The following is a 13,299-nucleotide window of genomic DNA, read 5'->3' as shown; positions in this document are numbered from 1 at the left end:
GGCCGGACCCGAGACACGCATACCGTCATTGCCGATGGCGCATCGAATTGTTAAAAAAATCGCTAAAGATGGCCCCTTTTTCAGTCTCGAATGGCAATATCAATAGGGTCACATACCAAGTTGACAGACCCCATATTGCATCCGAAACAAAACTGAGGACACTAATGGCAATAAAATCCCCCCTGACCTGTCTCTGGGTCACGCTGCTGGCGGCCGGCGTCACGTCTGCTGCGATGGCAGCACCGGCGGCCCCAACGTCAACGCCAGCGGCCAGTTCCGCCGCCGGCTACAGCCAGCCGCCCAAGAACATTCTCGACGTCATGCGCGCGCCATCGCCGCCTATGCCAGTGCTGAGCCCAACCCACGACCGCATGCTGCTGGTGTCCTGGCAGGACTACCCGTCGATTTCCCGGGTGGCGGCGCCGTTCCTGCGGCTGGCTGGGGTGCGCGTCGAACCGAAGAACCACAGCAAGCACGACACCCCGGGCGGCTATGGCATCACGCCTTGCGCCAGCAGCTTTGAACTGGTGCATGTCCCGGATGGCGCGCAGACCCGTATCGCCCTTCCAGCCGACGCCTGCCCAGGCCGGCCGCTGTGGAGCGCCGACGGCAAACGCTTCGCCTTTGAAAACATCACCGCCGATTCGGTCGACCTGTGGGTTGGCGACGCCAGCAGCGGCGCCATCCGGCGCGTGCCGGGCGCGCACCTGAACCCGATGCTGGAAGACCAGCTGCAATGGATGCCTGACCAGAAAACCTTGCTGGTCAAGCTGGTTCCCGCGCGCATGGGTCCGCCGCCGCCGGAACCGGTGATCCCGGCCGGCCCCAGCATCCAGGAATCGGATGGCGGCAAGGGACAGAGCAGCACCTATGAAAACCGCGATACGCTGGGCAACCAGCACGATGAGGATCTGTTCGATTACTACGCAGCGGCGCAACTGGCGCTGGTGGATGCCGGCAGCCTGGCGGTGACGCCAGTCGGCGCCGTCGGCCGTTACGAAACGGTGGAAGCGGCGCCGGATGGACGGCATGTGCTGGTCAGCGCTATCCGCAAGCCTTATTCCTATGTCACCACCTTCGACCGCTTCCCGCACCAGGTGGAAGTCTGGGATCTCGCCAAGCGTCCCAGCATCGCCGTGCATCAGATCGCCTCGCTGCCGCTGGCAGACCGGGTACCGATCGGCGGCGTAGCGCTCGGACCGCGCGACTTTACCTGGCGCTCTACCGACCCGGCGACCCTGATCTGGGCCGAAGCGCTCGACGGCGGCGACTGGAAGGTCAAGGTGCCGGCGCGCGACAAGCTGATGCTGTCCAAGGCGCCGTTCGATGCCGCACCGCTGGAATTCACCCGCACCGAGCAACGCTATGTCGGCATCTCCTGGACCGAACATCCGGATCTTGCGCTGTTGACCGACTACGATTTCAACCGCCACTGGCGGCGCAGCTTCCTGATCAATGTCGACGACGCACAGCAGAAACCGCGCTTGCTGTGGGATCTGTCGACCGACGAGAAATATGCGAATCCGGGCAGCCCGGTTCGGCGCCTGTTGCCTAACGGCGCCGCGGTGCTGCGCCAGGATGGCGACGCGATCTTCCTCAGCGGCGCCGGCGCTTCGCCCCAAGGCGACCGCCCGTTCCTCGACAAGCTCGACCTGAAGACGCTGAAATCGGAACGCCTGTTCCGCAGCGACAAATCCTCGTATGAGCAGTTCCTGGGGTTCGCGGGAGAAGGGGCGCAGAATTTCCTGACCTGGCGCCAGTCGGTGATGGATCCGCCGAATGCCTTCCTGCGCACTGTCGGCGCGCCGCTTGACGCCGCCGCCGGCGAAGCTGCCGTCGCCTCGAGCAGCGCCGCCATCACCCATATTCCTGATCCGACGCCTGTGGTGCGCCAGATCAAGAAACGCCTGGTGAAATACAAACGCGCCGACGGCCTGGATTTGTCGTTCACCTTGTACACACCACCCGGCTACCAGGAAGGCCAGCGCGTGCCGACCATCCTGTACGCCTATCCGCTCGACTACGCCGATGCTTCCAAGGCAGGCCAGACCACCGGCTCGCAAGAGACCTTCACGCGCCTGCGCCAGTATCGCTTGCTGCTGCTGGCGGGCTACGCCATCATCGATAACGCCGCCTTCCCTATCGTCGGCGATCCGAAGAAGGCCTACGACACCTATATGGAACAACTGGTGGCCGACGCCAAGGCCGCTGTTGACGAAGCAGTGCGGCTGGGCGTGGCCGATCCCGAGCGCATCGGCGTCACCGGCCACAGCCATGGCGCGCTGATGACAGCCAACCTGCTGGCGCATTCGGATCTGTTCCGCGCCGGCGTCGCCACCAGCGGCTCCTACAACAAGACGCTGACGCCGTTCGGCTTCCAGAGCGAGCAGCGTTCGGTGTGGGAAGCGCAGGACGTGTACCTGAAGGTTTCACCCTTCTTCTACGCCGACAAGATGAAACTGCCCATCCTCATCGTGCATGGCGCCGACGATGCCAATCCCGGCACCACGCCGCTGCAGGCCAGCAAACTGTACGAAGCGATCCGCGGCAACGGCGGCACCACGCGTCTGGTCATGCTGCCGCATGAGCCGCACTGGTATGCTGCCAAGGAATCGAACGAGCAGCTGGTGTATGAGATGCTGCGCTGGTTCGACACTTACGTGAAGAACGCGCCGCCACGTACGCCGGCGGCGACTGCTGCACCTTAGCAACGCAGGGAATATCCTTGATCGCGAAAAAAAGCCAGCCCTCATCGGCTGGCTTTTTTTTCGCGATCAAGGAGCAGTGCGTAGGGTGGGCACGCTTCTGTGCCCACGCTGTAGCGGTATCCGCGTGGGCACAGAAGCGTGCCCACCCTACCTCCTGGCAAGGATAATCTCCCTCTTGCCCACAGAGAAATCTGAACAAGCCTTTGTATTAAGGAGCCGCTGCCGGCAACGGCGTCGCCACGTTGCCGAGGCTGCGCTGAAGACGCCACAGCAGCAGCAAGGCTGCCAGCGAGGTGCCGACCAATACGTAGCCCAGCACGTCGAAATGCTGCAGCTTGCCGTCCGCCCCGAGCGTGACGATGTGGCCGGCGACGACCGAAGCAACACCGCCCGACAGTTGCTGGATGGAGGCGCTGATGGCGCTGAACGAGCCGCGCTGTGTCGCCGACGGCACCGACGACACCAGCGCCTGGTAGGGAATCATGCGCGAGAAGATGCCGACGAACAGAATCGCATTGACCACAATCAAGCCCACCAATGAGGTCGGGCCGAGATGAGTATAGATCAGCACCATGGTGATCGACAGCGCGGTACCCAGCATGAACACCCTGAATTTGCCGAAGGCATCCGCGGCCTTGCCGATCAAGGGGCCCATGAAGATGGTGCATAAGCCCGTCACCAGATAGACCGTCGGCAGGTCGTGCAGGCTGATGCCAAGGTTGTTGACGGCATACGCGCTGCCGAAGGGCATCAGCATGAAGCCGCCGGTGGTCAGCAGCGAGGTGGTGGCGAAGGCCATCAGGTAGCGCCGCTCGGTCAGCGTGTGGAACAGATGCATCCACGGACTATGTTCCTGCGGCAGCCCCAGGTGAGCATTGACAGGCTGCATGCGCCAGGCCACGAACAGTCCGCCGAACACGCCCAGGCCGGCCATCGCCAGGAACGGCACATGCCAGTTCCAGCGGTTGGACAGGTACAGGCCGATCGGAATGCCCAGCACCTGGCTGGCGGCGAAGGCGGTCTGGATCAAGCCCATCACGCGCCCGCGCATCTGCGGCGGGAACAGGTCGGTCGAGATGGCCAGCACGACGGAACCGATGACGCCGCCGAACAGACCGGTGACGATGCGCGCCAGCAGCAGCATCTCAAAGCTTTGCGCTAGCCCGCACCACAAGGTGCCGATGATGAAACCGGTATAAAAGAACAACAGGAGTTTCTTGCGGTCAAAGCGGTCGGCGAAGCCGGCTGTCAGCAAACCGGAAATGCCGGCGCTGAAGGCATACGCCGACACCACCAGGCCGAACTGCTTCGGCTCGATCGCCAGCGCAGGCATGATCAGTGCGCCCAGCGGCGACATCAGCATGAAATCGAGGATCACGGCGAACTGCAGGAAGGCCAGCATGCCGACTACAAATTTCTGGTAGCGGGAGAACTGCTTGACTGGCTGCGTAGGCGGAGAAGTTGATATTGGGTTCATGACATGGGAGACGTTTCAGAACAGCGGATATTGCAGCGACAAGAAAATAATTTTTTTGCGGCTTTGGCGTGACGCCAGCTGCGCGTTCCGGTCTGGGCGACCCGGTCTAAGCGACCCCGTCTAGGCGACCCCGACTGCGCGTCCCGGTCATTCCCGCGAACGCGGGAATCCATGTTCATGACATCGGCTAGTAACTTGGGTCCCCGCGTTCGCGGGGACGACAGTACAGTTGCACGGAATAGTTACAGGTGGTCGCTCAGGAAAGTCAAGGAATTGCCATGTGCTTCCACTGACGCACGCTGGTTATAGCTGGCCCGGTGCGAACAGTTGAAGCCATGCTCGGCGTCCGCATAGACATGGACCTCGACATCGTCGTTATCTTCGAAGCGTTCGGCGATTTTCTGCACGGCGTCCAGCGGGATGTGGCTGTCGGCAGCGCCGAAATGCATCAGCAGCGGCACCTTGATCTCGTCGGCGCGCTGCAGCTGGTTCTGGATGCCGCCGCCGTAATACGCAATCGCGGCATCGACCAGGCCGTCGGCCGCGGCGTGATACGCCAGCCTGCCGCCGAAGCAATAGCCGATCACCGCCAACTTGCCGTCCAGGGCGGGCTGCGCCTTGAGGGCGGCGACAGTCAGAGCGATGTCCGATTGCGCCTTGGCGACGTCGGTGGCTTGCATCAGCTCGGCGGCACGTTTCCAGCCGGCGTCGTCATAGCCCAGTTCGATACGCTTTTCGATGCGCCAGAACAAGTCCGGCACCAGCACTACGTAACCGTCGTTCGCGTATTGCTCGGCAACCGTGCGGATGTGTTCGTTGACGCCGAAGATTTCCTGCAGCAGCACGATGCCGGGACCTTTGCCGGTGTGCGGGATGGCCAGGTAGGCCCCGAACGTGCCATCGGCGGCTTCAATGTCTATCCATTTGGTGGTAATGCTCATGATGATTCCTATCCGGGTGAAATGAATGTCGGGTGTTGCAGGGGGATACAGCTTGCGGCGCCTGGAATCATCTGTGCCAGGCGGGGTTCGGCAGCCATGTCCGAGCAACATGCTACCAGAAGCCGGCGCAGGCCGTTTTCCATCGCCTGGCGCGTGGCAAGCATCCGCCAGGGGCGGGAAATCTACAATGTGTGTCGAAACTTTGTTGTTTCAAATTCACGTCACCGACCGCATCTACAAGGCATTGCCTCAGAAAATCCTTCCTTTCAACGAGATCTCGCAGGCGCACGACCTGATGGAATCGAACTCGGTGCATGGAAAAATCGTCGTGTTGCTGTAAGCCGCGCAAGCGGCATTGTCATGGCGCGTGTTCCAGCGCCAGGCTGTCAGCCTGCTCCGCGATATAGTCCCACAGGCGGCTGGCGACCGGGCCGTGCGAACCGTTGCGCAGGCGGGCGGCGGCGAGTCTCACGCTATTGCCGGGGAAATGCTTGCCGGCGATCGACAGCAGCCGCCCGTCTTGCAGCTCCTGCGCCACCATGAACAATGGCATGTGGCCCCACGCCATGCCCTGCAGTATGATTTCCTTTTTCATGAACTGATCGTCGACCGTGCAACGCGGAGAACCGTCGATCAAGAAATAATTCTGCTGCGGCGAATGACGCGCCGTATCGCGGATGATGCACTGCACGCGGTCGCGCATCTGGCGCTGCGTGACCTCGCCGCTTTTCGGAAAATCCAGGAAACCCGGCGCCACCACCGGCACCAGGCGCACAGCGGATAGTTCGATGAAGTCGATGCGCGCATCGCTTTGGTCAATGTGATGGAAGATCAGATCGGCGCCATCGTCGAACAAGCGTTCCCAGGGGCCGGAAATCGCTTCGAAGTGCAGATGCAAGTGCGTCTTGCGGCCGTCGAAGAATTTGCGCAGGAGGCCTACTATCTCCGGCAGCGGACAAAGATCGCCAATCACGACTCGCAGCTCGGACTCTTCGCCTGCCGCCAGATTGGCGGCGAATCCGCCCAATCCCTCGACTTCGCGCAACAGCAATTGCGCACGATGATGGAAGGCCTGGCCGGCTTCGGTCAGGGTGACGCGATAGCCGCTGCGGTCCAGCAGGCAAATACCCAATTGCTCTTCCAGCACCTTGACCCCCGCGGAAATCGTCGGATGCGTTCTATGCAATTTTTCCGCCGCCGCCTGGAAGCCGCCCTCCTCGACCACGGCATCGAAACAGCGCAACTGGTGAATGGTGACGCCCTTCACTTGGCAATTCCTGCATGGGGAGACAGGAAATTTGTAGCGGCGATCGGAAGCATGTTGCTCAGCTTTCAATGAAAGGGGCTAGATTGCGGCGGAGCGCCGGCGAGAACGACGCATCCCGTCTGTATTGCCCGGGGCGTCGTACGCTGCTGTATCCGGCGGATATGTTCACGGAGCTTGGCTTGCCCGCTTAATTATATCTTTCGGGCGGCATTCAATGATCCGATCGCCCATCAAGATTTTCCGCCCAAGACCTGCCTTGAACCTCCAAGCTGTTCGATGCGCGGCCGGCTACCCTGGCGCTCCCGCGGCTGGCGCCGCGGGAGTCCCTCGCCTCAGGCACTACTGCCCTCCCTAACGATCAAGCCGGCATCCGCGAACTGTTCCAGTATTTCCGCCACCCGCGTGGTGGCCACGGCCGTCGTGGCCTCGGCGGCCTGATGGCCGTGGAAAGATCTTTTGCGCGCGCTGACCCATTTCAGCACCTGCCGTGCATCCGGCGCCAGCACGCTGCGCTCTTGCTTGCGGCCGGACTGGATCACCAGCACATCGTCCTGGCCGCTGCGGCCGGCGTCGACGCGACAGGCGATCTGCGGATTACGTTCAAACGAGGCAGTCAGCGTGCCGCCCCAGTCGGCCAGCAAGTCGTCGGCGGACAGTTGCGCCACCGCTTCGCCGGCGGCATCGATCAGGTCTTGCAGGCGTTGCCGCTTTTGTTCATGGCCGCTGGTAGAAGCAAGGCCGAAGGCCAGTTCGCGGCCGGCGTCGTGCTTCAGCATCAAGTCCCTGATTTCATCCATTAGCAGATCGGTCCAGGAAGGCGGATTGATCGTGAACAGCAGCGACAGGGACGGCTCGTGGTTGAGGGTGCAATGCCAGTAACCGGGATGCAGATACACCAGGGTGCCGGGCTTGGCCTCGAAACGCCGGCAGCCGGGCGGCATGCGCGTCGGGAAAGGCTGGCGCGCATAGCGCTGCATGTGCTCGTTGACCTCGGCGCCGGCCGACCAGCCGACATGCGGGTTGACCAGGTGCTTGTTTTCAGCGACGCACCATTGCTTGCTGCCGATCAGCTGGATGTTGATGGTGACGTTAGGATCGAAATGAAATCCTGAGCCGGTGCCTTTGGAAATGAAGGCTTCGAAATACACGTCGTCCTGGCGCAGGCCGAGGTCGCGCTCAAGCTTGCGTGCGATCGGCTCCAGCGCCGGCACATGGTCCTCGACCTTGCTGAGATAAAGCGTGTAGCCGCTTTCATAGAACGCCGGCAGCTGCCGCGCGCTGGCGTTAATCAGCGGATTCTTGGTGTCGCGCGGGGCCCAGGCGTCGGCGTCGCCGCGCCAGGCTTCCAGCAGCGCATCGATGCTGGCCAGCTCAGGAATGGCGGCGATTTCGGCGAAACGCTGCGGCGAGCCGTGGCCCACATAGGGCTTCTTCTGCCAATAGCGCGTCATGAAGGCATCCAGCGTCAGCGGATGGATCAGGTCAGCCATTCCCAGTTTTTTCATCATCCCCCCGTCGATTCGGAGAGCAGCCCCGAGCCTGGCTGCTTTGCATAAAGACTAGACTCAATATTTCCATATTGCAATACAACAGGGCGCCTACTGTCAAATTTGACAGTAGCTGCAGATTGCCGCTATCCGCGGCATGGCTTTCCGATAGAATAAATTTCCACAGAGAAATTAAAACAAGCTAGCCACACCGGTCCGCTGCCAGCGGCAATCGCTCTCCCACGGCTTCGTGCCACGTTCAGATAAGGATCTCAAGATGTTTATCGACGCTATCAGACACTCCCAGTATGGCCTCTTGACCCGCGCCGTTTTCGGCCAGATCGCCACCATCACCCTGCATGACCACAGCGCAGCCACCGAAGCGGCATTGCTCAGCCTGGTGCGCACGCTGGCGGAGGCCGCCAAGGCATCGCCGGCCAAGGCCGGCCTGGTAGCGGCCTTCGATCCCGGCTTGTGGGGCCGCTGGCACGATCGCGCCATTCCGGTAGCGCGTACGGTGTTGAACAGCTCGCCCAAGCTGCGCGACAGCGGCGGCGATGTCTTGCTTTACCTGAAGGCCGACAATGCCGCGGCCGCCGCCCAGCTGATGGAAAGCGTGCGCCCAGGACTGCAGGCACTGGCAGCGCAGATCGAGATCCTGGCCATCGGCAAGCGGACGGACGGCAAGGTGATGGGCGGACGCTACCTGGACGGCATCACCAATCCCAGCGATCCGGTCAGCCTGGCGGCCGACATCCTGGTCGATGGCGAGTTCCGGGGCGCATGCTACGGCTTCACGCAGAAATTCCTGTTCGAGTGGAGCAGCATCGGCGACATGCTGCCCGACGCCCAGGACGCCATGCTGGGCCGCGATCCTGCCGGCGCCATCCTGCCGCAGCACGACCACAATGCGCACATCCGCCGCGTGCATGTGCTCGACAGCAATGGCGACAACCTCAAGCTGCTGCGCCAGGCCTTGCCGTTCGGCGAACATGCGGGTAGCGCAGCGCGCGAAAAGGGCCTGATGTTCGTCGCCTTCTGCAACGACCAGCCGCGCTTCGAAACCATCATCAAGCACATGATGGGTGAGCTGCCGGACCGCCCGGCCGACCGTCTGATGAGCGTGGTGCAAGGCATCGCCGGCAGCTACTGGTACGTACCGAATGCGCAAGAGCTGAACGTGCCGGCGGCCGCCGTCGACGATGTACAGGAAGATCCGCACTGGCAGGTGCGCAGCAAGAACGGCTACCTGTTCTACAACGGCCAAGACTATCTGCACCAGATGAGCGAAGGCAAATACGTTGCCGGCGATCCGCCCAGCCCGCGCCTGCTGGCCCTGCTGGGACGGGCATTTTCCCACTGGAACGACGGCTGGCTGAAACGCAATCCTTTCCCGCGCCTGCCGCATCTGTCGCAACTGGTGACTGAAGTGGAAGCGCCGTCGCTGACCGCTTCGGTGGCGCTGCGCAAGGCGCTGGCCAATCACAAGACACTGGCTGGCCTGCTGTCCAGTCCGCAATCCGATATCGCCCGCCGGAACGGCTTGCTGCGCATCTATCCGGAAGAACTGGTGGTCGGCGTGATTCCCGATTTCACACTGGGGCGCGGCAAGGAAGTGGTGCCCTACCTGAGCGAAGATGAAACCGTGGCGGCCTGGCTCAAGGGCCAGCTCAACGAATGGTCGGCCATGGGCCATGTGGTGCCGGATTACCAGAAACTGGTGACGCAGGGCCTGGGCGGCCTGATCGCCGAACTGCAGCAGCAGATGGAAGCGACGGCGCTGCTGCAAGAAGACAAGCCCGGCGACGGCGTATTGCTGCAGCGGCTGGAATTCTACGCATCCGCCCTGCTGTCGCTGGAAGGGGTACAGGAATACCTGGGCAACTGGGCGGTCCTGGCCGAGACCGCCGCCAACGCCGCACAGCTTTCCGGCACGGCGGAAAACGCCCACAACATGCGCGACGTCGCTGCCCGTCTGCGCCACCTGCGCAGCGACGCCCCGGTCAGTTTCCTGGACGGCGTGCAGCTGGTGTTTTCCTTCCATTGCTGCCTGCACCTGGTGGGCGAATTGACTTCGCTGGGGCGCCTGGACCAGATCCTGTGGCCCTTGCTGCAACGTGACAATATCGCGCCCGAACGGGCGCAGGAAATCATCGATTGCCTGTGGCTCAAGATCGGCGAAAACGCCTTCGTCAACCGCGGCCTGGTGACCGACTACGTCAACTACGGCACTACTGCCGTGTGCGGCTACGGCGGCAATTTCCCGCAGGGCGGCGGCATCAATCAATGGGTGCAGCAGATCACCGTCGGCGGCTATGTCGCCAATGACGACGCCAGCCCCACCGGCGGCGTCAATCCGGTCACCATGCTGTGCCTGAAGGCGGCGCGGCGGATTCCGGTCAACGCGCCGACGCTGTCGCTGCGGGTGTACGACGGCATTCCGGACGAGATCATGGATGAGGCCGCCAAATGCCTGCTGGCCGGCGGCGCTCATCCTATCCTGTACCAGGACGATCGCTTGTGCAAAGCGCTGCATGCCTCCGGCAGCCAGGTGACGCTGCACTGGTCCCGCGATTATGCCGCGGATGGCTGCTACGAGCCGATGCTGGCCGGCGCCACCGGCTTTTCCTTCAACAACGTGACGCCGATGACGGCGCTGGAGCAGACCCTGAACCAGGGCGCCTGCTATGGCGAGGCTGGCCCGGTCTACCTGCGCGGGCTGAAGCAGACCTTCCGCTCGCCGCCGGCGGCCGAGATCGCCAGTTTCAAGCAGTTGCAGGAAATCTTCCTTAAGCAGCTGGAGTGGATCACCATCCAGAGCTACAACGTGATCCTGGGTGGCTTCGGCAACCTGGCGGGCATCTGCCCCAGCCCGCTGCTGTCGGCGCTGATCGAAGGCTGCGCCGAATCCGGGCGCGACCTGACCGCCGGCGGCGCCCGCTTCAACATGATCGCGCCGCTGTGCGTCGGCGTCTCCAACACCATCGATTCGCTGTATGCGATCCAGAAACTGGTGTTCGATCCCGCTACTGCCCTGACTACCCTGCCGGAACTGGTCGACTGCCTGATCAACGACTGGGGCTTCAACATGATCGAGCCTTACCAGAGCCAGCTGCTGGGCCCGGCCGATGCCGAAGAACGCGGCCGCCGCTACCAGGAGCTGCGCACGGCCGCGCTGGCGCTGCCCAAGTGGGGCAGCGGCGATGCCGAGGTCAACGCCCTCGGCGCCTGGGTGATGGATCACACCGTGCGCATCTGCGTCGACGTGATCCGCCAGCCGCATCCGGCCTTGCAGCCGGCGCTGGACAGCATCGCCAGCACCTATGGCAGCGCTGAGTTCGTGATCACGCCCGGCATCGGCACCTTCGAGGGCTATGTCGGCGACGGCCTGTCCTGCGGCGCTTCGGCCGACGGCCGCCGCAACGGCATGCCGATCGCATCCGACCTGTCGCCGGCGCCGGCGCCGCAAGACCTGCCGCCCGCGCCGGCCTTCCGCAACATCTACCAGGCGCTGAAAAGCTGGCGTGTCGATTCCATCGAGTACGGCTTGTCGAATGCCTCGCCGGTCGACATGAATATCGAAGAGGACTTTCCCTTGCAGGAGCTGCAGCGTTTCGTGAAAGCCTATGCGCGCGGCGAAACCGGCTCCAACCTGATCACCCTCACCTGCGCCGACCTGGCCACCTACCAGGCGGCGGTGAACGATCCGGAACGCTACAACCTGGTGCGGGTGCGCATGGGCGGCTGGACCGAGTTCTACGCCACCATGTTCCCGATGCACCAGGAACAGCACCAGCGCCGGCAGTATTTCACGCCCGGAGAGTGACCCGCGGCGCTCTGCTGCGCCCACGCTTCGCCATGCGTCGAAGCATCTGGCGCAGAGGGAAAAGTACACTGGTCTCCAGACCTTGACTGGAGACCAGCAATGACAGCGCAACACGGCAGCAAGATAGCCGAGGACCTGCCGTGAGCAGGCCGAACGCAACCGACAGCAGCCGCCAGGCGCGCCAGGTGCTGGCGGCGGCCAGCATCAGCTACACCATCGTGCTGCTCGACGCCTCGATCATCAATGTCGGCCTGGAGCAGATCGGCGACAGCTTCAACAGCGGCGTCAGCGGACTGCAGTGGATCGTCAACGCCTATACCCTGACCTTCGCCAGCTTTCTCCTGACGGGAGGCACGCTCGGCGACCGCCTGGGAGCCAGGAACATCTACCTGGCTGGCCTCGCCGTATTTACGCTGGCCTCGGCGCTGTGCGGCTTTGCGCCAGACCTGGCGACCCTGGCTTGCGCCCGCGCCCTGCAAGGCGTCGGCAGCGCCATGCTGGTGCCGTGTTCTTTGTCGCTAATCAACCAGGCTTATCCCGATCCGGGCAAGCGCGCCGCGGCGATCGGCATGTGGATGGGCTGCGGTGGCATCGCCATGGCTTCCGGCCCGCTGCTGGGCGGCCTGCTGATCCACTGGTTCGGTTGGCGCAGCATCTTTTTCGTCAACCTGCCGCTAGGCCTGCTTGGCATCGGACTGACCTGGCGGCTGCCGCGCAGCCAGGCGCTGCGCTCGCGCCACTTCGATGCCGCCGGCCAGCTGACGGCGATCATCGCGCTCGGCAGCCTGATCGCCGTGCTGATCGAGGCGCCGCTGCTAGGCTGGAGCTCCACACCGATCGTCGCCGGCATCCTGATCTGCGCCGTCTTCGGCTTGCTGTTCGTCCGGATCGAAACCCGGCAGCAGCAGCCGATGCTGCCGCTGGCCTTCTTCCGCAACCGGCTGTTCAGCGCTTCGGCGCTGGTCTCGATGGCATCCGCCTTGATTTTTTACGGCATGCTGTTCAGCTTCAGCCTCTATTATCAAAGAGAGCTGGGCTATGCGCCGCTGCAGGCCGGCCTGGCGTTCCTGCCGATGACGGTGATGGTGGCGGCCGGCGGCCTGTGGTCCGGCCGCCTGGCCGGCTGGTTCGGCGCGCGCGCATCGATGTGCACGGCGTTCTGCCTGTATGCCGGCGGCGCCGCCGGCATGCTGTTGGCTGGACCGGGATCGCCTTACTGGCTGGCGGTCCTGCCGATGCTGGCGATCGGCCTGGCGTCCGGCTTCATCTCTCCCGCGGCGACGGCGCCTGCGATGGCTACGGTCGAGAAAAGCCGCGCCGGGATAGCGGCAGCGGTGCTGAATTCCGCGCGGCAAACCGGCGCCGCATTGGGGGTCGCAATTTTCGGCGCGATGCTGACGACGCTGCAGCCGTTCCAGCATGGCTTGCATCTCGTGCTGGGGATCGCCTCCATCGTCGCGCTGGCGGCGGCGCTGGTGTGGTGGTTTTGCGCCGGGCCGCCGGTCCGCATGGCAGAGGTACAGACGCCTGCGAAGAAGCGGGCGTTAAGGTGATGGCGATTGATGCAGATGCCGGAAGCGCCGATTGCATTGC

General features: G+C 63.2%; 8 protein-coding genes. 4 read left to right on the top strand and 4 right to left on the bottom strand.

The window, feature by feature from the left end:
* Window positions 1–164: 164 nt before the first annotated feature.
* Complete coding sequence (locus tag CPter91_RS01475; RefSeq protein WP_061936035.1) at window positions 165–2,708, top strand: S9 family peptidase; 2,544 nt, start codon at window positions 165–167, stop codon at window positions 2,706–2,708.
* Between the two features lie 208 nt (window positions 2,709–2,916).
* On the opposite strand, the gene CPter91_RS01470 is transcribed toward CPter91_RS01475, so the two are convergent.
* Window positions 2,917–4,185, bottom strand: a complete 1,269-nt coding sequence (locus CPter91_RS01470) for an MFS transporter (RefSeq protein ID WP_061936032.1) — start codon at window positions 4,183–4,185, stop codon at window positions 2,917–2,919.
* A gap of 242 nt (window positions 4,186–4,427) precedes the next feature.
* The gene (locus CPter91_RS01465; RefSeq protein ID WP_061936030.1) at window positions 4,428–5,126 is read right to left on the bottom strand and encodes a dienelactone hydrolase family protein; all 699 of its coding nucleotides are present in this window, start codon (window positions 5,124–5,126) and stop codon (window positions 4,428–4,430) included.
* A 205-nt stretch (window positions 5,127–5,331) separates the two neighbouring features.
* Between CPter91_RS01465 and CPter91_RS26370 the strand changes: the two genes are divergently transcribed.
* Window positions 5,332–5,466: a zinc-binding dehydrogenase gene (locus CPter91_RS26370; RefSeq protein WP_150119604.1), complete on the top strand. Its 135-nt coding sequence runs from the start codon at window positions 5,332–5,334 to the stop codon at window positions 5,464–5,466.
* Window positions 5,467–5,484: 18 nt separating this feature from the next.
* Here the strand turns inward: CPter91_RS26370 and CPter91_RS01460 are convergent, their stop codons facing one another.
* Both CPter91_RS01460 and CPter91_RS01455 read right to left on the bottom strand, forming a co-directional pair.
* Complete coding sequence (locus CPter91_RS01460; protein ID WP_061936027.1) at window positions 5,485–6,393, bottom strand: LysR family transcriptional regulator; 909 nt, start codon at window positions 6,391–6,393, stop codon at window positions 5,485–5,487.
* A gap of 332 nt (window positions 6,394–6,725) precedes the next feature.
* Window positions 6,726–7,901 (bottom strand): JmjC domain-containing protein, encoded by a 1,176-nt coding sequence (locus CPter91_RS01455; protein WP_061936024.1) that lies wholly within the window; start codon window positions 7,899–7,901, stop codon window positions 6,726–6,728.
* Window positions 7,902–8,157: 256 nt separating this feature from the next.
* On the opposite strand from CPter91_RS01455, the gene CPter91_RS01450 reads away from it, so the two are divergent.
* Together CPter91_RS01450 and CPter91_RS01445 are read left to right on the top strand one after the other, a co-directional pair.
* Complete coding sequence (locus CPter91_RS01450; RefSeq protein ID WP_061936021.1) at window positions 8,158–11,706, top strand: Dyp-type peroxidase; 3,549 nt, start codon at window positions 8,158–8,160, stop codon at window positions 11,704–11,706.
* Window positions 11,707–11,846: 140 nt separating this feature from the next.
* Complete coding sequence (locus tag CPter91_RS01445; protein WP_061936018.1) at window positions 11,847–13,259, top strand: MFS transporter; 1,413 nt, start codon at window positions 11,847–11,849, stop codon at window positions 13,257–13,259.
* Window positions 13,260–13,299: the final 40 nt, after the last annotated feature.

It is taken from the genome of Collimonas pratensis (assembly GCF_001584185.1).
Classification (GTDB): domain Bacteria; phylum Pseudomonadota; class Gammaproteobacteria; order Burkholderiales; family Burkholderiaceae_D; genus Collimonas; species Collimonas pratensis.
This window is presented reverse-complemented; position numbering and strand designations above follow the sequence as displayed.

Coding starts and splice junctions, on each gene's coding strand:
- CPter91_RS01465 (WP_061936030.1), bottom strand. CDS start 5,126: ATGAGCATTACCACCAAATGGATAGACATTGAAGCCGCCGATGGCACG.
- CPter91_RS01450 (WP_061936021.1), top strand. CDS start 8,158: ATGTTTATCGACGCTATCAGACACTCCCAGTATGGCCTCTTGACCCGC.
- CPter91_RS01475 (WP_061936035.1), top strand. CDS start 165: ATGGCAATAAAATCCCCCCTGACCTGTCTCTGGGTCACGCTGCTGGCG.
- CPter91_RS01470 (WP_061936032.1), bottom strand. CDS start 4,185: ATGAACCCAATATCAACTTCTCCGCCTACGCAGCCAGTCAAGCAGTTC.
- CPter91_RS01455 (WP_061936024.1), bottom strand. CDS start 7,901: ATGATGAAAAAACTGGGAATGGCTGACCTGATCCATCCGCTGACGCTG.